Below are 18,072 nucleotides of genomic sequence, written 5' to 3'. Positions count from 1 at the left end.
CCTTTCTGTGATATAGATGTGTGATAGCGCGTAGTGTGAGTGTGAACCGCAGGTGGAAGCTAATAATAAGGACAGGAGGAAATACATATACTGTACTTATATGTCGCTGTCTGCCGGTACATATACCGATAAAAAAGAGGGTAGTATTTGTAACTCAAGAGGAAAATCAGGCCCCGTATCTCCGTCCATATTCGTCGATAAATGGTCATTGTTGAGCAGTTCTATTTTGACATGGTCGACTTGTTCCAAATACATGTATTCGGAACTGACAGGAGTACCGGCTAGCATTTCCGGAGCCAATTTCAATAAATCCAGCGGGGTAATATTTTTGAAGGTTGCCAGCCAAAGTTTACCGTCATTGACGCGGGCCTCCGGCGCTATATTGCGAAAACTGCCGATAGAATTTGTCAGCATAGCAATAATGAGAGGGGAACGGCGTGTTGTCGTCTCCCCATTGATATTCATTTTAAATAAAAAACTTTTATGAGATTGCAACGTTTTTAGGCCAGTTAAAAAATAAGCCAACGGACCCAGGCGGGTCTTTTGCTCGATGGATACCTGACCTACTGCTTCGGGCATGACTCCGGCAGCAATCGTATTGACGAAATACCGGTCATTTGCTTTGCCGATATCGAGAGGAACGGTCTTCGCTTTTTTTAACATGGCAATGGCCTGTTCGGGATGAAGCGGAATCTGTAATGCCCGTGCCAAATCATTGACCGTTCCCAAGGGAATGAAACCGAAATGAATCGGACGGTTTCCCAAAGCTAATCCGTTCACGGTTTCATTTAAGGTGCCGTCTCCACCCATGCAAAATACACTGTCATATCCTTCGAGGGCGGCTTCCTTGGCCCAGGCAGTAGCATCGCCTTTTTTTCCGGTCTGCCGCAAATCGACAGTATCAAAATTATTTTCCAATTGAAGCTTCAGGCTGCCCATAAAATACTTAGCTCGTTCACGCCCGGCTGTCGGATTGACGATCAACAAACACCGTCCCAAAACAACTTCCTCCTTTATATACAAGATTGTATATGAGAATATATATTCTTAGCATCCTTAGTATATAGTTAGTATAGTAAACTATTTATAAAGTGTATATTAATACTATTATAGGTTAAAAATCAACTTTAGTGAAGATGTAACCGGCAATTATTTTATTTTCGAGGAAGAAGGAGATTCAAAAATATGCACATATTTCTTTCATGCAATGTTTTTTTTGTGATATAGTAAATATATAATATATGAACAAAAGGAGGTATTCCTATGTATTTACAATTTGATCCCCATCAGTATCCTTACCCGTCGCGGCGGGAAATTATATATGCCCGAAATGGGATGGTGTGTACTTCACAGACACTTGCGGCCCAAGCGGGACTTGATATGCTTAAACAGGGCGGCAATGCTGTCGATGCGGCACTGGCTACTGCTATCAGCTTAATCGTATTGGAACCGACCAGCAATGGATTGGGAAGTGATGCATTTGCGTTGGTTTGGATAAAGGGGGCGCTTTACGGCCTTAACGGAAGTGGGTATGCTCCTGCGGCGATGTCAAGGGAAGCGTTGCTGGAACACGGCATTTCGACTATGCCTGCCCGCGGCTGGGAACCGGTTACTGTGCCAGGTGCGCCGGCGGCATGGGAGGAACTCCATCGGCGGTTTGGCCGGCTGCCGTTTGAAAAACTTTTTGAACCGGCCCTGTACTATGCCGAACATGGTTATGTCGTTATGCCTACATTAGCGGAATTGTGGAAAGAATCGGAACGGACTTTTGCTAAATTCCGAAATGATCCGGCTTTTGCCGGCTTATTCCCTACTTTTTTTAGTAAGGGGAGCGCTCCGCGTGCCGGTGAAATAGTGACGTTACCTCGACAAGCCCGCGCATTGCGGCAGATTGCTGCAAGTCATAGTCGTGATTTTTATGAAGGCGATATAGCCGATGCTATAGATGCGTTTTCCCAAGCTACCGGTGGATATATTCGCAAGCAGGATCTCATGGAGTATAAACCGCAGTGGGTGGATCCCATCTCTACGAATTACAGGGGATATGATGTTTGGGAAATTCCGCCGAATGGGCATGGTTTGGTCGTGCTTATGGCGATGGCGATTGCCCGGGGATTGGAATTTAAAGAACGAGATACGGTGGATACGTTCCATAAACAAATTGAAGCAATGAAACTGGCATTTACCGATGGACGGAAATATATTGCCGATCCCCGCTATATGCGAACAAAGTTATCGTATTGGCTGTCCGAGGAATATGCAGCGCAGCGGCGGGCACAAATACGTACACAGGCACTTATGCCGTCCCCGGTGGATCCTAATTGCGGCGGGACAGTGTATTTGTGTGCAGCGGATCGAGAAGGAAATATGGTTTCCTATATACAAAGTAACTTTATGGGTTTTGGCTCGGGTATCGTGGTTCCTGAATACGGAATTGCATTGAACAATCGGGGATATAATTTTAGTATGGAGGCAGCCAGCGATAATTGTGTAGCCCCTCGTAAAAAACCATATCATACGATCATTCCGGGGTTTTTGACAAAAGATGGTGTACCCGTTGGTCCGTTTGGCGTTATGGGAGGTTTTATGCAACCACAGGGACATATGCAAGTATTGATGAACACGATTGATTTTCATATGAATCCGCAAGCCGCGCTTGATGCACCGAGATGGCAGTGGCTGGGAAATAAACGGATTGAAATAGAACCGACAGTATCGCAGAATATTATCAGAGGACTTCGGGATCGGGGGCACACTATTATTATTAATCCGGATCGGAATTCCTATGGTCGCGGACAAATTATTTGGCGGGATACGCAAGGTGTTCTTATGGGAGCGACAGAACCTCGTGCAGATGGAATGGTGGCGGCATGGTAGATAAAAACGTATACTAAAAATGAATTAAATCGTATAAAAATGTCCAAAATTACAAAAAATAAGTTGACAAGTTGTTTTGGATTGCATATAATGTATGCAATCCCTAAACGAAGGGAATCATAATGAAATCTGATGATGGGAATAAGTAGTTATCTGGGTAAAACGACAGAGAGCCGGTGGGTGGTGTGAACCGGTGATTACAGGAAAACGAAACTCCTCCTTGAAGAGCGGTGCCGAAGCAGAATTAAGTGCCGACGAATTTTCTACGTTACAGGAAACGCGTATGGTAGTACGTTGCAGAGTGCCTGCTGGCAGTAATACGGCAGGAATCAGGGTGGTATCGCGGAATTGTATCCGTCCCTCTTTTGAGGGGCGGATTTTTTATACTCATTTTTAACCCTTAGAAGCAGCTCTGCGACTACGATATCAGAAAGCAGGAGGTGAAAATAATAAAAAAGTAGTTGACAAGAGAAATAGGTTCGCATATAATGGACGAAACTTCTCTTATGAGAAGCCATGATTGAAATCTGATGACGGGAAAGAGTAATATATCCTTTTAAACAACAGAGAGCCGGTGGGTGGTGTGAACCGGTGTTTACGGATATTTGAAAATCCTCCCTGAAGAGCGGAGCTGAAGCATAATTAGGCGCCGACGAGTTTTCCACGTTACAGGAAACGCGTATGTTAGTACGTTGTAGAGCGCCTGCAGGCAGTAATGCTGCAGGAACCAGGGTGGTATCGCGGAATCACATTCGTCCCTTAGTATATAGGGGGCGTATTTTTTTTACCCCGGACCCTTTCAAGACGGCCCTAAAACTAACAAGACCAAAAACAAAGGAGAGATGTAAGATGGCAAAAGTATTTTATGATCAAGATGTAAATTGGGATGTTATGAAAGGGAAAAAAATAGCTATTATCGGGTATGGCAGCCAGGGGCATGCCCATGCATTGAACCTGATGGAAAGCGGGCTTGATGTGACAGTAGGTTTGTATGAAGGTAGTAAATCAGCAGCAAAAGCACGTGCACAGGGGTTTGTTGTCAAGACTGTTGCCGAAGCTGTTAAAGAAGCAGATATTACCATGGTGTTGATTCCGGATGAAAAACAAGCAGATGTATATAACAGTGAAATTGGGCCTAATTTGAAACCGGACAGTGCGTTGGCATTTGCTCACGGCTTTAACGTTCATTTCAAACAGATTGTTCCGGCGGCAGATATCGATGTGTTTATGGTGGCACCTAAGGGTCCGGGTCATTTGGTACGGCGTACTTTTGTGGAAGGCGGCGGGGTTCCGGATGTATTTGCCGTAGAACAGGATGCTACGGGACACGCGTTTGATTTGGCGCTGGCCTATGCACGGGGAATCGGCGGCACTCGTTCGGGAGTTATACAGACCACTTTCCAGGAAGAAACGGAAACCGACCTTTTCGGAGAACAGGCGGTATTGTGCGGCGGTGTAACACATCTGATTACGGCTGGTTTTGAAACCTTGTGTGAAGCAGGGTATCAGCCGGAAATCGCCTATTTTGAATGCTTTCATGAAATGAAGCTTATCGTGGATCTCATGTATGAAGGCGGGATGGCTAACATGCGCAGCTCCATCAGTGATACTGCTGAATATGGTGATTATAAAATAGGTCCGCGTATTGTAACGGAAAAAACCAAAGCCGAAATGAAGCAAGTGCTGAAGGAAATTCAGGAAGGCACCTTTGCCAAAAACTGGTTGTTGGAAAACAAAGCAGCCGGCCGTGCGGAATTCTTAGCGCTGCGCAAGAAACATGCGGAACACCCTGTTGAAAAAGTCGGAGGTAAACTTCGCAATATGATGTCGTGGCTTAAAGAAGAAAAAGCGGATTAATACAAAAAGCGGAAACGGAGGAAATCGATATGCGGAGTGATATAGTAAAAAAAGGAAGTACCCGGACGGCCCATCGGACGTTGTTCCATGCCATGGGGTATTCGGACGAAGACTTGGAAAAACCGTTGATCGGGATCGTCAATGCATTCAATGAAATTATTCCGGGGCATATGCATCTGCGGGAAATCGCCCAGGCGGTAAAGCTGGGGGTTGCAGCAGCCGGCGGGACGCCGATCGAGTTTCCGGCGATCGGGATCTGTGATGGGATTGCCATGGGCCATGACGGCATGAAATATCCGCTGGCCAGCCGGGAATTGATCTGCGATTCCATCGAAGCCATGGCCAACGGTCACGCTTTCGACGGACTGGTCATGATCCCGAACTGCGATAAAATCGTGCCCGGTATGCTGATGGCGGCAGGCCGGGTAAATATCCCGACGGTGGTAGTCAGCGGCGGACCGATGCAGGCGGGACGCTATAAAGGCAAGGATATCAGTGTCAGTACGATGTTTGAAGCCGCAGGGAAACTGGAATCGGGGCAGATTACGGAAGCGGAAATGGCAGATATGGAAAATAAGGCCTGTCCCGGGTGCGGATCCTGTGCCGGCCTGTTCACGGCCAATACGATGAACTGCATGACCGAAGTATTGGGGATGGGACTGCCGGGGAACGGAACAATCCCGGCCGCCTATTTCGGAGCGCGGCGGATCCTGGCCAAGAAGGCCGGCGCGGTCGTCCTGGATCTGGTGAGACGGGACATCAAACCGCGGGATATCATGACGCAGGAATCCTTTGAAAATGCCATCGCTGTAGATATGGCGATCGGCGGGTCGACGAATACGGTACTGCATCTGCCGGCCATCGCCCATGAAGCAGGAATCGAACTGCCGCTGCAGAAGTTCGATGAAATCAGTAAAAAAGCCGCGTATATCTGCAAGATGAGCCCGGGCGGCAGCTACCATATGCAGGATCTGGGAGAAGCCGGCGGGATCTGTGCGGTCATGAAGGAATTGACCAAGCTGGGAATCATCCATACGGAAGCCCGGACAGTCACGGGCAGCATCGGGGAACGAATTGCCCATGCTGTGATCGAACGGCCGGAGGTGATCCATACGGTGGAAACGGCGTATATGCATAAAGGCGGGATCGCAATCCTGAGCGGGAACCTGGCACCCGATGGGGCCGTGATCAAGGAAAGTGCCGTAGATGCAGATCTGCTGGTCTACACAGGGAGCGCCAAATGCTTCAACTCGGAAGAAGCCGCGATAACGGCGATCATAGACGGACAGATCCATGAAGGCGACGTGGTGGTGATTCGGTATGAAGGGCCCAAAGGCGGTCCGGGGATGCGGGAGATGCTGAACCCGACAGCCGTCATTACCGGGATGGGGCTGAAGGTAGCCCTGCTGACCGATGGACGGTTCAGCGGAGCCAGCCGCGGAGCCTGTATCGGCCATATATCGCCGGAAGCGATGGAAGGCGGGCCGATAGCTCTGATTAAGGACGGCGATACGATCGCCATCGATATCCCGGGGAGAAAGCTGGAACTGTGCGTGAGCGACGAGGAACTGGCGGCGCGCCGGGCAGCATGGAAACAGCCGGAACCGAAGGTCAAGAGCGGGTACCTGTCGCGGTATGCCAAGCTGGTAACGTCAGCCAATACGGGCGCGGTGCTGGAATAAGGAGGGCCTATGGAAACGGCAGAGAAGCTTTGTAAATTCATTACGAAATACTTTACGGTGTGGGTGGTACTGTTTGCCGCCCTGGCGTTCTTTGTACCGGGGCCGTTCATGGGAATGGGCGGCTGGGTGACGTGGCTGCTGTCGCTGATCATGCTGTCGATGGGACTGACGATGACGCCGAAGGACTTCAAGCTGGTGCTGACGCGGCCGAAGGATGTGATCTTCGGGATCGTGCTGCGGTATGCGATCATGCCGTGCGTGGCGTTTGGGGTAGGAAAAGTGCTGGGGCTGGATCCGATGCTGGCAGCCGGACTGATCCTGGTAGGCTGCTGTCCCAGCGGGACGGCGTCGAATGTGATGACGTTCATCGCAAAAGGGGATACGGCGCTGTCCGTAACGATATCGAGCGTCAATACCCTGCTGGCACCGATTTTGACACCGGCCCTGTTTATGGCACTGGCGGGCTCGCTGATCCCGATAGATGCAGCGGCGCTGCTGCTGGATATCTGCAAGGTAGTGCTCGTTCCGATCATCATCGGGATAGGAATCCGGATGGCGGCGTCGCGGGTGGTGGATCACTTGGTGGGGATTATCCCGGTAGTATCGGTGGTGGCGATCGTGATGATCATTACGATCGTGGTAGCACTGAATGCACAGCGGCTGGCTACGGTGGCAGGAATCGCGGCGCTGGCGGTAGTGCTGCATAACTGCCTGGGCCTGAGTCTGGGATACGGCGTATCGCGGAGTCTGGGACGGATGAACCACTATAAGAGCAAGGCCGTGGCGTTTGAGATCGGGATGGAAAATTCGGGGCTGGCCGTGGCGCTGGCACTGGCGCATCTGGATCCGATGGCGGCGATTCCGGGAGCGATTTTCAGTGTATGGCACAATTTTTCAGGGTCGATACTGGCGGGCTATTGGGCCAGCCGCAGTGACGACGGTGACAGTGAGGAAGCAAAATAAGCAAGGTATAGAGGAAGTTATATATATGATAAACAAGGGCGCTGGGGCTCAAGCGTCCTTGTTCAATATAAGGAGGGGATTGTATGGCATATCCTGATTTGCACCTGCTGGTCGCCTGCCGCAGTTTTTTGAAGGAAGATATTTTTCGAACTTTGTTTGATGTGCAGGATGATCCCCGGGATAAAGAAGCGCAGAGTCGATTTGCGGCAGTGTTACTGCAGCAAGCTGAAGAAAAAGGCCTGCAGGGAAATGTCTTTTCAGCATATCTGGTGTATCTCTTGGGAGAAGGAGATACGATTGCGGCCCAGACAATAGAATCCAAAGGCACCTATGGGGCAGGACTTAAGCAAGTTTTGACACAAGACATGAAACTCCTGCTACCGTATGTGAAAAGCAAAGCGTCGGATTTCATAGAAGGGACATTTCTCGATGACTATACGCCGGCTCGGTCGTTGATAGATGAATGCAGTGCTTCTTTAACCAGAAACTTGATGGCTTGTGAAGATGCCGTGTCGGCAGCCGCTGTCCTTTTGGAACAATACAGTCGGTATGGACGCGGTACCTTGGCACGGCATCTTGCCTTTCGTATTGCCCATGATGGAAAATTTATCGGTATTGATGATTTTCCCACCCTTTTTTGGGAAGATCTCATTGGATATGAAACGCAGAAAGAAAAACTTCGGATCAATACCCGCAATTTTGTCCAGGGAAAACAGGCCAACAACGTGCTGCTGACCGGGGCCAGAGGTACAGGTAAATCGACGGCAGTAAAAGCGTTGGCCAATATATACCATACAGAAGGGCTGCGCCTTATTCAAATTACACGGGATCAACTTGTCCAGCTTTCGGCGGTTATGCAAAAACTGAGCAATATTAAAAGCAAAAAATTTATTTTATTTTTTGATGATTTGTCTTTTGATGAAGGTGAATCGGGATATAAATATTTAAAGTCTGCTATTGATGGCAGTGTAATGGCCCAGCCGGAAAACGTTCTCATTTATGCCACCTCCAACCGGCGTCATTTGCTCAAAGAGACATGGCAAGACCGTAAGGAAGAACTGGAAGAGGTATACCGGCATGATAGTGCCAATGAATCTATTTCCCTTTCCGATCGATTTGGCTTGATACTTCATTATGAATCGCCGACACAAGAAGAATATTTGAAAATAATTGATCATGAGCTGAAAAAATCAGGTATCACATTAGCTAAAAGTGAACTTCGTATCCAAGGGATCCGCTGGGAAATGGAGCATTCCGGCAGGAATGGACGCATTGCTGCACAATTTGTCAAATGGTATTTGGGAAATGTATGAGGCGTGGCGGCTATCCGATCAGGTTGTTGTTTTGATCCTTGTCATATCAATAACGGTTCCGTCTGTTTTATAAGCAGTAACGACGAAATCCTTTGGCTCTACGAGAAGTGTAAGATACATGGGCATATCCATTGGATTATAATATACTTCATCAAAGCGTTTGCGGACGGAGGCATCCCAAGTTTCCGTGCCGCTGCGTCCCGTCGTAATATAAATCGTGCCGGCGGCAGCTGTCCGATTGTTTTTTACAGGCGAAGTGCGAGCGTAACAATGCTCATGAGCTGTAAAAACGAGAGGAACATTGTATTTATCGAAAATAGGCATGAAGGTTTTGCCGTTTATATCCAAAACACCGTGATACGGACTGTCCCAAGGAGGACGATGCATGAGTACAATAATCCGCTTTTTATTTTGGGTTGCTTTAGCTAAATCACGATCCAGCCATTGTGCTTCGTTTTCCATCATATTCGGGTGATTTTCATGTATTTCTTCATAATCGGTATTGAGGGAAACGTAATGGACATCGCCGTAATCAAACGAATAAGCCAGCCGGTTCTGATCGCGGGGACCGCCGTAGGGCACAGAGAACAAGGCCTTATAGGTGTAGGGTTCTGCAAATTTCCAATGTAAGCTGTACGCCTCATGATTTCCCAAGACTGGGGCAATGGGAATATGCGAAGTCAGAACATTGGCATTTTCATACCAGCTTTTCCATTGATACCAAGCCTGGCCGTTATCTGTAATATCCCCCATCATAATAAAAAATGCAGCATCGGGACTTTTTTTCCAAGCCGTCTGAGCGGTCTGGCCCCAAACAGAATAATCTACAGACTGAGAATCGCCAAAAACGAGAACTTTATAACGAGCTAACTGTTCCGGCGTTGTCTTGAAAGGAATCCATGCAGTAGCAGTACCATCTGCACGAATACGATATTCATAGGACGTATCAGGCTTTAATTTTTTAATATAGGCTCCGTATGTGTTTGTCGGAGGATTTTGCGGATCATACGCGGGTGGTCGTTTAGGTGCTGTAACATAAGCCGATTGGACATTCGTACTTCCCGGTTGCCGATACTGGACGGTGTAATCCTTGCGAGCCGTATCATTCTGCCAAGATACGGTGAAAGCGGTCGCTGAATTTTCCGACACAACCTGCACTAAATTATCGATAGGCACCTGCGTATCTGCTGCCCATATGGGAAATCCCATACAAGAAATAAGACCGGTAATACACGCTGTTAGTAATTTTTTCATATATGCTCATTTCTTTTCCTATTGTTTTAGTATAACAACAGTATTGTATCATGAATTCCACAGGAAGCAAGAATAAAACTTCTATTTGTAACAATACGTACGAACTACATAAAAATATCAGCTAATAAAACGGACAATACCTGTCAAAAAAAGAAAAAAATCTTGACAAAAACAGCGTAGAAACTATATAATATATGAGTACTCGCCACTTTAGCTCAGCTGGTAGAGCATCTCATTCGTAATGAGAGGGTCGTTGGTTCAAATCCGATAAGTGGCTCCAGTAAACATCAAGGTTTCCGGTTAATCCGGAAGCCTTATTTTTTGTTTTTGATAAAAATGCGCCTTATTTTGCGCCTTAAAAATCGTATTGACCATAATGGCTTTACGAAAAGTGGTACTTAAAGCGCCATATTTATGAGGTATATATCTGTATTTTATGCTACGTAAAATCAATAAAGTGATGCAGTTTATCATTTTTTACTTGTCCGTTTGTCCTGTCTGTCCGCTAAAATAATTAGGGGTATATAGTATGATGAGAATCAGATTGTTTTATATAACGCACTGGACAAGGGACAAATACTTCGTCTTTGTCCTGTTACGTAAGTGGACAAAGCAAAGCAATAAACAGCCATAATATGCATCACTTTTGTAAAAATAGAAGAGGTATAACTATACTGGTTTGTATGCTCTATGATTGAATGATACAAGCGAGACATATTATTGGCACTCACTTGACAAGAGTGCTAATAATATGTATACTATACATGTAAGCAGGAAAAGAAAGAAGTAGCTTACCATAAAAAGTCAAAAGGTCAAATGCAATCCTGCAGATATGATTTTTGATTTGATTGAAGGGAGATTGTTACTATGAAAAATTTATTGCCTGTTAATGTTGATAACTTTTTTTCTCCGGATCCCATATTTGATAATTTTTTCAATCGGTTCTTACAACCAATAAAATTTAGTCAGATGACGCTTCCGAAAGTTGATGTACAAGATACAGACAAAGCTTATATTGTTACCGCTGATTTACCGGGTGTTGCAAAGGAAGATATTACCATTACCTATGATAATGATGTTTTGGCCATTGCTGCACAGCATAATCAGGAAAAAGAAGAACAAGATAAAGATACAAACTACATCCGTAAAGAACGGGTAAGTAGTGCTTTCAGTCGGCAGTTTGTTGTTCACAATATTGAAAAAGATAACATAGAAGCTGCCTTTTCTAATGGCGTCTTAACAATTACATTACCGAAAACAGATTCAGCTGCTGTAGACGCTACACACCGCATCGATATTAAATAATCGGTGCTGAATCATATAGATTTCACTTTATGTTAGCCGTTCCAGAATTTTCTGGAACGGCTTTTAAAATGTGTGAATTTACCTATATACTGTATGATCCATATTTTTCCCAGTGATATTGGGGAATACCGGAAAAACCAAAATCAGTTAAGATTTTATTTATGTCTCGAATCATCGTACAGAAGCTGCTTCGTGTAGACCGAAAGCGTTTACCCGTTAGAAAATCTGTATTATTGGCAATAAAATGGGCATGAAGATGATCGGTATTGATATGCAGGCTATGTACTACTTGGTAATGATTTCCTCCATAGTTAGAAAAATATTGATTGATGCAGGCCATGCATTGGAAAAACTGATTGATTGGATAACCATCTTCGGGAGCTAAACTGATCAAGTATTCGTAAAATGCTTTGCCTTCCAGTGAATCTCTGGGAGATGTTGGAGAAGGGGGAAAACATGTTTTTGCATATATCATTTCCTCATAGGGATAGTGTGTACTGATATACTGTCCATAAATCAATTCTTTTTTTGTTGCCAAAGGGTTCAGTATATAATTTATTCGTTGGGATAACATCACGCAGTCATCCCTGTTTTTTCGATGCACAACTTTAAAAATTGACATTTATTTTACCGTAATCCTTTCTGCAACCTGTTTTAGTTTTGTAGTACGGTTCATGATATCTTGCATCTGTATATGGTTTTGCATAACAAGCATTGTAAGAGAATTAGCAATTTGCTCTCCGTATTCGCTACATAGAAGGGGAGATAATTGAGTAATGTATTGATTTTGCCGGTCGACCTTTTGACTTAAATTTGAAATTTCATTGTCTATTGCTAACATCCCTTGATTTACTTCGTTATGGGTTTTAGCTAGCTGTATTAACATTTCTTTTCCATAGGGTGTGTAGGTTATTTGACCGTCCCGTATCAATTTTCTTAAAAATGCACTGGGTGTTAGTTGTGTTTCCTGCAGCTTTTCCTGCAAGATGGAATTGGTTTCTTCGTCAACGTGAAAATGAATGTCTGTACTATTAGCTTTCTTCATTAGAAATTCCTCCATAAAGTAATATAATTTTCAGCATGATTGTATAACTTGATATAATAGTATATCCATATTTATAATATGTTATATAATTTTTATTAGCCTTATATAATAGATATTGTAGTATTTCGCAATATTGACAAAGATAAGATAGAAGCTGCCTTTTCTAATGGTATCTTAACGATTACATTACCGAAAACAGATCCAGCTGTTGTAGATGCTATTCATCGTATCGATATTAAATAATCGGTGCTGAATCATATAGATTTCACTTTATGTTAGCCGTTCCGGAATTTTCTGGAACGGCTTTTAAAATGTTTGGATTTATCGATATACTTTATGATCCATATTTTTCCCAGTGATATTGGGGAATACCGGAAAAACCAAAATCAGTCAAGATTTTATTTATATCTCGAATCATCGTACAAAAACTACTTCGTGTAGACCGAAAGCGTTTACCCGTCAGAAAATCTGTATTATTGGCAATAAAATGGGCATGAAGATGATCAGTATTGATATGCAGGCTATGTACTACTTGGTAATGATTTTCTCCATAGTTAGAAAAATATTGATTGATACAGACCATGCATTGGAAGAACGGATTGATGGGGTAACCATCTTCGGGGCTAAGCTAACGACGTATTCGTAAAATGCCTTGCCCTGCAGGGGATCTCTGGGAGATGTTGGAGAAGGGGGAAAACATGTTTTTGCATATATCATTTCCTCATAGGGATAGTGTGTGCTGATATACTGTCCATAAATCAACTCTTTTTTTGTTGCCAAAGGGTTCAGTATATAATTTATTCGTTGGGATAACATCACGCAGTCATCCCTGTTTTTTCGATGCACAACTTTAAAAATTGACATTTATTTTACCGTAATCCTTTCTGCAACCTGTTTTAGTTTTGTAGTACGGTTCATGATATCTTGCATCTGTATATGGTTTTGCATAACAAGCATTGTAAGAGAATTAGCAATTTGCTCTCCGTATTCGCTACATAGAAAGGGAGATAATTGAGTAATGTATTGATTTTGTTGGTCGATCTTTTGACTTAAGTTTGAAATTTCATTGTCTATTGCTAACATTCCTTGGTTCACTTCATTATGGGTTTTAGCTAGCTGTATTAACATTTCTTTTCCATAGGGCGTGTAGGTTATTTGACCGTCCCGTATCAATTTTCTTAAAAATGCACTGGGTGTTGTGTTAGTTGTGTTTCCTGCAGCTTTTCCTGCAAGATGGAATTGGTTTCTTCGTCAACGTGAAAATGAATGTCTGTACTATTAGCTTTCTTCATTAGAAATTCCTCCATAAAGTAATATAATTTTCAGCATGATTGTATAACTTGAAATAATAGTATATCCATATTTATGATATATATGTTTTTTATTAGTCTTATATAATAGATATTGTAGTATCAATCATTCTATATCACATATATTGTATATACTATAATGTTATGTAGATAGAGTACAATTAAGTTCGCAAAAGTAAAAAAAAGGAAAAAGCCATCAAAACTCCGAAAAGGTAAGTAGCGATGACATATACACGACTGGGGCAACATTGTATGAATGGATGGGCTACAATAAACTGGACAGTTTTTTTTTAGGAGCTGTTACAATAATAAAAAAAAGGGAAAGAGGCAGCGATATGGAAAAACGGACTAGACAAGAATACACAACAGAATTTAAGCAACAAATGGTAACCTTACATGCCAGTGGTAAACCCGCGAGTGAAATTATTCGCGAATATGAATTAATCGCTTCTACTTTTCATAAATGGGTAAAGCAATTCAATCAAACAGGCTCTTTTAAAGAAGCTGACAACCGGACCCCAGAAGAAAAAGAACTCATTGCCTTACGGAAACAAAATAAGCAGCTATTGATGGAGAATGATATCCTAAAGCAAGCGGCTCTGATAATGGGACGAAAGTAAACGTTATCAGGGCCAATGCATATAAATATCCCGTTTTCAGGATGTGCCAAATTCTCCCTATTTCTCGTAGTACGTACTATGCGTATAATGAAAAAGTAATGAAGAAAGACGAACTTAGCGATACGGTGGTACAATTATTTAATGAAAATCAGCAGGTATATGGGACACGAAAATTGAAAGTAGAATTGGCAAAGAAAAATTACAGGGTATCACGACGGCGTATTGCCAGCATGATGCGCGCTAATGGCTTGGTATCCGTATATACGATAAAAAAATATAGACCACACCCAGGAGCCGTAAATGAGGAAAATCATCCCAATATTTTAAGTCGCCAATTTAATGAAAAAAACGGTATGAAGTTGTCGTAAGTGATTTGACCTATGTGCGAGTTGGCAATCAATGGAATTACATTTGTATGATACTGGATCTTTATAACCGAGAAATTATTGGATATAGTTGTGGAAAGAATAAAACTGCGAAATTGGTTTATGAGGCGTTTGCAAAAGTAAAAACAAATTTAAAAAATATAGGTATGTTTCATACGGATCGCGGAAGTGAATTTAAAAATGACATACTGAAGCCTAAAAACTGTAGTGACCCCATAAAGTTAGACCTAACCGTAGTAGCATTTATTGCTGCTACGGTTTTTATTATGCTGCGACATGACGTAACCGATAGTTTACCGGACTTAACCAGCCAAGCTTTGATTTGATTCTACGGTTGTTATAATAGATGATGTATTTCTCAATTGCTTTTTGTAACTCTTCGAAGCTGTGATATGTACGGCCATAATATAGTTCCTGTTTTAAGAGTCCAAAGAAATTTTCCATCACGCTATTGTCAAGGCAGGTTCCCTTTCGGGACATGCTCTGATAAATCCGTTCTTCTTTTAAGCGACTAACATATCCTCCCATTTGATAGGCCCAACCCTGGTCGGAGTGAAAGGTCCGGCGATAAGGACAGTCGCCGGTTACCTCAATGGCCCGTTCCAAGGCAGACATGATTCCCTGTGATGACGGGCGTTTCGTAAAGCTGAAGCTGATAATCTCACGATTGAATAGATCCAGGAATGGATCAAGGTACGCCTTACGTGTAATGATGGTTCCTTTTGTGTCGATCTCATAATATTTAAATTCTGTCGTATCCGTGGTGATTTTCTGATGTGGGATACAGGTGTCGAATCGTCGGCGCAGACGGTTAGGCGCGACGCGGCCCACGGTTCCTTTGTAGGAATTATACTTACGGTTTTTGTGTATAAATGACGTAACCTGCAGCCCCAGCTTCTGAATCAGTCGTTGTACACGTTTTCGATTGATGAGAAGGCCCTCTTCATGCAGTTTCCCCCAGATACGACGATAACCAAAGTCCTTATCACTTTTACGGATGGCTATAATCTTTGCTTCTATATCTGCATCTGGAGAAGGCAGATCGAAGCGCTTCTGCCAGTACATATACGTTGCCTTGGGAAGCTTGGCAACGGCAAGGATATCTTTTAGTTTGAATGATCCTCGGAGACTGTGGATGATCCTTGCTTGTTTTTCTGCGCCTCTTCCGCTAAACGCAGTCTCCTCACTTCTTTTAAATATGCTACCTCAATTCGTAATTTGAGATTTTCTTCCTCGAGTTGTTTAAGTCTCTCCGTCTGCGCTTCTGGTGATGCTGGGTGGATAGTTGATTTATCTGACACCTTCGATCTCCTGCCTTTCCGTTGCGGTTTGAGGCCATCTACACCAACCGCACGATAACGCTGAACCCAAGAGGTTAGCATACTTGGCGTATGTATACCTAGCGAAAGAGCTAACTCGTTGTAAGATGACTCTGTACTTAGATATAACTCTACCGCATGTTGCTTAAATTGAAAAGAGTATGTTTTCTTCTGGCGTGACCGTTGAAGAGCTTGTGAACCGTTTTCACGATACACGGCAACCCATTCTCTGAGAACTTTGTTGCTAGGAATATGATACTTCTTTGATAATAGCATATAGCCTAATTTTCCTTGCAAATACTCGTTGACAACTTTCATCTTAAATTCAAAACTATATTTTGCCATAAAAAGCTGACCCCCATAAGCTAGATTTCTAGGTCTAACTTATGGGGGTCAGTACAAACAGCACTAGGGTATTTTCCTTCTCCTAAAGGAAGATACCCTAGTGCTGATAAACAAGCCAAAGAGAAGGACTGTAACAAAATGAAGAAAAAAACTTCATTCTGTTACAGCCCCTTTTTGCTGCCTTAGAATGGTAATACGTATTTTTATAGTTCACATATAGTATGATATTGTCAATATCTCTTTACACTTTTTTCTCGAGGATATTGGATCTACGCTGCATCCTTCAATGAGCGGTAATACTGTTGTCTCTTAATCATTGGAGGTAATCCTCCATTGGTGGAGCAGATTCTTCGGTTATTCCAGTAACTAATGAAATATCTCCATATAATTGTTTTCATATGTTCAACAGTTGTTTTTGAAGCATTATATCGATTATAGATTAATTCTTCCTTTAATCTTGCCCACATGCTTTCGCAACGGGCATTATCATGGCATCTGCCACCTGCACTGTTCATACTTTGTACTATTCCGTATTGCTTAATTGCATTACGGTACAGCTCACTGGTATACTGTGTTCCCCTATCACTATGCAGGATACAGCCCCGAATTTCTGGATATGCTTTATATGTATTAATTATTGTTTGTTCACATAACGTGGCTTTCATATTTGTATCCATTGCTAATCCCAGTACTGCAGAATCGAAGCAGTCAAAAACTGCGGATACATACAGTTTTCCATCCAGACACTTTATTTCAGTCATATCTGTTACGCACTTGCTTAACGGTTTATCAGAATAGAAATCACGTTTAATTAAGTCATCAGATTTTCTGGCTTCTTTATCAGCTTTTGTGATTCCATTAGGTTTTCTTTTTGGTCTATGGCTAATACCGATTTCTTCCATAACACGGTATACAGTCCGTTCACTCGGAATCTCAATACCAGCAGGGTTTTTTAGCTCTAAAGCTTGATGCATTCTGATTCGTCCGTAAGTATCATTGCATTCATCTTCAGCACAGATATCTAACATAGCATCTGCAAGAGACTGATATTTCCAAGGCTTATCTTTATATTTAAGATAATTGTGAAATCCCTGTCTGGTTACGCATAGGCTTTTACAATAGAATGAAATTTTACCTTTAATAGTGCCGTCTTCAGTTTTTATTGCAATAAATATCAATCTCTGTTTTTTGTTGACTTCCGACGGCTGGCGGCGAAAAAAGCGCTTGCTTCCTCAAGAAATTCATTCACTTCTTTAAGATGGCGATTCTCTTTGTCCAGTTCTTTAACACGCTTTTTAAGTTCAATAAGTTCCTCGTTAAGAGATAAGGCATTGGAAGGAGTATGAACAGCGTCTTTTGCCTCCAACCTACCTCCTTTGAAGGCTTTAACCCATGTATAGATAGTACTATCAGGAAGCCCCAGTTCCGTTGCGGCTTTGTGTCCACCAATCTCCTGAGCTAATTTTACAGCCTGTGATTTAAATTCTTGGTCATAAGTTTTTATAATTCGTTTTGCCATCTTATTTCTCCTATTCTCTATCAATTATATATCACAATCCTTGAGAATAGGGTGCCAATTTTTATTGTACAACATCAGTATATAAGGAGGAACTCATTATGAAACAAGGACGAACGTTACAAGAAATAGGTGCCGAGTTCACCCGGCAGCGGAAGAGCAGGAAAGATTTTCTGGCCGATACCCGGAATCTGGAGATGGAGACGACAGATTTCGGGTATCGAAATTAGCTATTTTTTTCCACTGCTCGTTAGATTATTTAGCCAGTACAACCCCGCAG

Annotated in this window: 18 protein-coding genes, 1 tRNA gene, 2 pseudogenes and 2 other annotated features; of the genes and pseudogenes, 12 read left to right on the top strand and 9 right to left on the bottom strand. The window is 43.2% G+C overall.

Going from position 1 to position 18,072, the window contains the following annotated elements:
- Nucleotides 1–96: 96 nt before the first annotated feature.
- Nucleotides 97–999 carry a YegS/Rv2252/BmrU family lipid kinase gene (locus NXG62_RS08870; RefSeq protein WP_322351569.1) on the bottom strand — a complete coding sequence of 301 codons (903 nt, stop codon included), beginning with the start codon at nucleotides 997–999 and terminating at the stop codon, nucleotides 97–99.
- Between the two features lie 264 nt (nucleotides 1,000–1,263).
- On the opposite strand from NXG62_RS08870, the gene NXG62_RS08865 reads away from it, so the two are divergent.
- The 5 genes from NXG62_RS08865 to NXG62_RS08845 all read left to right on the top strand — a co-directional run bounded on the left by NXG62_RS08865 (nucleotide 1,264) and on the right by NXG62_RS08845 (nucleotide 8,692).
- Nucleotides 1,264–2,877 (top strand): gamma-glutamyltransferase family protein, encoded by a 1,614-nt coding sequence (locus tag NXG62_RS08865; RefSeq protein ID WP_427112072.1) that lies wholly within the window; start codon nucleotides 1,264–1,266, stop codon nucleotides 2,875–2,877.
- Nucleotides 2,878–3,000: 123 nt separating this feature from the next.
- Nucleotides 3,001–3,242: a binding site (T-box leader), on the top strand.
- Nucleotides 3,243–3,398: 156 nt separating this feature from the next.
- Nucleotides 3,399–3,640 (top strand) — a binding site (T-box leader).
- A gap of 86 nt (nucleotides 3,641–3,726) precedes the next feature.
- Nucleotides 3,727–4,734: a ketol-acid reductoisomerase gene (gene ilvC / locus NXG62_RS08860; RefSeq protein WP_427112071.1), complete on the top strand. Its 1,008-nt coding sequence runs from the start codon at nucleotides 3,727–3,729 to the stop codon at nucleotides 4,732–4,734.
- A 29-nt stretch (nucleotides 4,735–4,763) separates the two neighbouring features.
- Complete coding sequence (ilvD, locus tag NXG62_RS08855) at nucleotides 4,764–6,416, top strand: dihydroxy-acid dehydratase (RefSeq protein WP_427112070.1); 1,653 nt, start codon at nucleotides 4,764–4,766, stop codon at nucleotides 6,414–6,416.
- A gap of 9 nt (nucleotides 6,417–6,425) precedes the next feature.
- Nucleotides 6,426–7,379 carry a bile acid:sodium symporter family protein gene (locus NXG62_RS08850; protein ID WP_427112068.1) on the top strand — a complete coding sequence of 318 codons (954 nt, stop codon included), beginning with the start codon at nucleotides 6,426–6,428 and terminating at the stop codon, nucleotides 7,377–7,379.
- An 83-nt stretch (nucleotides 7,380–7,462) separates the two neighbouring features.
- On the top strand, nucleotides 7,463–8,692 hold the full coding sequence (locus NXG62_RS08845; protein ID WP_427112067.1) for an ATP-binding protein: 1,230 nt from the start codon (nucleotides 7,463–7,465) through the stop codon (nucleotides 8,690–8,692).
- A gap of 18 nt (nucleotides 8,693–8,710) precedes the next feature.
- On the opposite strand, the gene NXG62_RS08840 is transcribed toward NXG62_RS08845, so the two are convergent.
- A complete protein-coding gene (locus NXG62_RS08840; protein WP_427112066.1) occupies nucleotides 8,711–9,946 on the bottom strand; it encodes a purple acid phosphatase family protein in 1,236 nt (411 codons plus the stop codon).
- A 204-nt stretch (nucleotides 9,947–10,150) separates the two neighbouring features.
- Between NXG62_RS08840 and NXG62_RS08835 the strand changes: the two genes are divergently transcribed.
- Nucleotides 10,151–10,226: transfer RNA gene (locus NXG62_RS08835), tRNA-Thr, on the top strand.
- Between the two features lie 587 nt (nucleotides 10,227–10,813).
- Nucleotides 10,814–11,251: an Hsp20/alpha crystallin family protein gene (locus NXG62_RS08830; protein WP_427112065.1), complete on the top strand. Its 438-nt coding sequence runs from the start codon at nucleotides 10,814–10,816 to the stop codon at nucleotides 11,249–11,251.
- Nucleotides 11,252–11,333: 82 nt separating this feature from the next.
- Here the strand turns inward: NXG62_RS08830 and NXG62_RS08825 are convergent, their stop codons facing one another.
- Both NXG62_RS08825 and NXG62_RS08820 read right to left on the bottom strand, forming a co-directional pair.
- Complete coding sequence (locus tag NXG62_RS08825; RefSeq protein ID WP_427112064.1) at nucleotides 11,334–11,825, bottom strand: relaxase/mobilization nuclease domain-containing protein; 492 nt, start codon at nucleotides 11,823–11,825, stop codon at nucleotides 11,334–11,336.
- Between the two features lie 48 nt (nucleotides 11,826–11,873).
- On the bottom strand, nucleotides 11,874–12,296 hold the full coding sequence (locus NXG62_RS08820) for a hypothetical protein (RefSeq protein WP_427112063.1): 423 nt from the start codon (nucleotides 12,294–12,296) through the stop codon (nucleotides 11,874–11,876).
- A 105-nt stretch (nucleotides 12,297–12,401) separates the two neighbouring features.
- Between NXG62_RS08820 and NXG62_RS08815 the strand changes: the two genes are divergently transcribed.
- Nucleotides 12,402–12,539 carry an Hsp20 family protein gene (locus NXG62_RS08815; RefSeq protein WP_427114270.1) on the top strand — a complete coding sequence of 46 codons (138 nt, stop codon included), beginning with the start codon at nucleotides 12,402–12,404 and terminating at the stop codon, nucleotides 12,537–12,539.
- A gap of 91 nt (nucleotides 12,540–12,630) precedes the next feature.
- Here the strand turns inward: NXG62_RS08815 and NXG62_RS08810 are convergent, their stop codons facing one another.
- A complete protein-coding gene (locus tag NXG62_RS08810) occupies nucleotides 12,631–12,870 on the bottom strand; it encodes a relaxase/mobilization nuclease domain-containing protein (protein ID WP_427114268.1) in 240 nt (79 codons plus the stop codon).
- Between the two features lie 290 nt (nucleotides 12,871–13,160).
- Complete coding sequence (locus NXG62_RS08805; protein WP_427112062.1) at nucleotides 13,161–13,424, bottom strand: hypothetical protein; 264 nt, start codon at nucleotides 13,422–13,424, stop codon at nucleotides 13,161–13,163.
- A 442-nt stretch (nucleotides 13,425–13,866) separates the two neighbouring features.
- Here NXG62_RS08805 and NXG62_RS08800 point away from each other — a divergent pair.
- The 3 genes and pseudogenes from NXG62_RS08800 to NXG62_RS08790 form a co-directional block, all read left to right on the top strand.
- A pseudogene (locus NXG62_RS08800) lies at nucleotides 13,867–14,307 on the top strand (transposase); the annotation flags it as partial.
- A 17-nt stretch (nucleotides 14,308–14,324) separates the two neighbouring features.
- On the top strand, nucleotides 14,325–14,594 hold the full coding sequence (locus tag NXG62_RS08795) for an IS3 family transposase (protein ID WP_427114267.1): 270 nt from the start codon (nucleotides 14,325–14,327) through the stop codon (nucleotides 14,592–14,594).
- Nucleotides 14,579–14,803: pseudogene (locus NXG62_RS08790) on the top strand (DDE-type integrase/transposase/recombinase); the annotation flags it as partial. The gene NXG62_RS08795 and the pseudogene NXG62_RS08790, both read left to right, overlap by 16 nt.
- A 73-nt stretch (nucleotides 14,804–14,876) precedes the next feature.
- On the opposite strand, the gene NXG62_RS08785 reads toward NXG62_RS08790, so the two are convergent.
- The 3 genes from NXG62_RS08785 to NXG62_RS08775 form a co-directional block, all read right to left on the bottom strand.
- Nucleotides 14,877–16,276 (bottom strand): IS3 family transposase gene (locus NXG62_RS08785; protein WP_427111916.1). Its coding sequence is split into 2 segments (ribosomal slippage): nucleotides 14,877–15,782 and nucleotides 15,785–16,276, totalling 1,398 coding nucleotides; the frame shifts between segments, so codons are not numbered across the junction.
- 269 nt (nucleotides 16,277–16,545) lie between these two features.
- On the bottom strand, nucleotides 16,546–17,454 hold the full coding sequence (locus NXG62_RS08780; protein ID WP_427111882.1) for an IS3 family transposase: 909 nt from the start codon (nucleotides 17,452–17,454) through the stop codon (nucleotides 16,546–16,548).
- Entirely contained in the window at nucleotides 17,451–17,795 is a 345-nt protein-coding gene (locus NXG62_RS08775) for a transposase (protein WP_427111881.1), read from the bottom strand. Before NXG62_RS08775 ends, NXG62_RS08780 begins: the two co-directional genes overlap by 4 nt.
- A 98-nt stretch (nucleotides 17,796–17,893) precedes the next feature.
- On the opposite strand from NXG62_RS08775, the gene NXG62_RS08770 reads away from it, so the two are divergent.
- The gene (locus tag NXG62_RS08770; RefSeq protein WP_427112061.1) at nucleotides 17,894–18,022 is read left to right on the top strand and encodes a hypothetical protein; all 129 of its coding nucleotides are present in this window, start codon (nucleotides 17,894–17,896) and stop codon (nucleotides 18,020–18,022) included.
- Nucleotides 18,023–18,072: the final 50 nt, after the last annotated feature.

This window comes from Megasphaera sueciensis (assembly GCF_050219315.1).
Taxonomy (GTDB): domain Bacteria; phylum Bacillota; class Negativicutes; order Veillonellales; family Megasphaeraceae; genus Megasphaera_A; species Megasphaera_A sueciensis.
This window is presented reverse-complemented; position numbering and strand designations above follow the sequence as displayed.

Coding starts and splice junctions, on each gene's coding strand:
- NXG62_RS08845 (WP_427112067.1), top strand. CDS start 7,463: ATGGCATATCCTGATTTGCACCTGCTGGTCGCCTGCCGCAGTTTTTTG.
- NXG62_RS08850 (WP_427112068.1), top strand. CDS start 6,426: ATGGAAACGGCAGAGAAGCTTTGTAAATTCATTACGAAATACTTTACG.
- NXG62_RS08830 (WP_427112065.1), top strand. CDS start 10,814: ATGAAAAATTTATTGCCTGTTAATGTTGATAACTTTTTTTCTCCGGAT.
- NXG62_RS08795 (WP_427114267.1), top strand. CDS start 14,325: ATGAAGAAAGACGAACTTAGCGATACGGTGGTACAATTATTTAATGAA.
- ilvD (WP_427112070.1), top strand. CDS start 4,764: ATGCGGAGTGATATAGTAAAAAAAGGAAGTACCCGGACGGCCCATCGG.
- NXG62_RS08770 (WP_427112061.1), top strand. CDS start 17,894: ATGAAACAAGGACGAACGTTACAAGAAATAGGTGCCGAGTTCACCCGG.
- NXG62_RS08825 (WP_427112064.1), bottom strand. CDS start 11,825: ATGTTATCCCAACGAATAAATTATATACTGAACCCTTTGGCAACAAAA.
- NXG62_RS08805 (WP_427112062.1), bottom strand. CDS start 13,424: ATGTTAATACAGCTAGCTAAAACCCATAATGAAGTGAACCAAGGAATG.
- NXG62_RS08775 (WP_427111881.1), bottom strand. CDS start 17,795: ATGGCAAAACGAATTATAAAAACTTATGACCAAGAATTTAAATCACAG.
- NXG62_RS08840 (WP_427112066.1), bottom strand. CDS start 9,946: ATGAAAAAATTACTAACAGCGTGTATTACCGGTCTTATTTCTTGTATG.
- NXG62_RS08865 (WP_427112072.1), top strand. CDS start 1,264: ATGTATTTACAATTTGATCCCCATCAGTATCCTTACCCGTCGCGGCGG.
- ilvC (WP_427112071.1), top strand. CDS start 3,727: ATGGCAAAAGTATTTTATGATCAAGATGTAAATTGGGATGTTATGAAA.
- NXG62_RS08820 (WP_427112063.1), bottom strand. CDS start 12,296: ATGAAGAAAGCTAATAGTACAGACATTCATTTTCACGTTGACGAAGAA.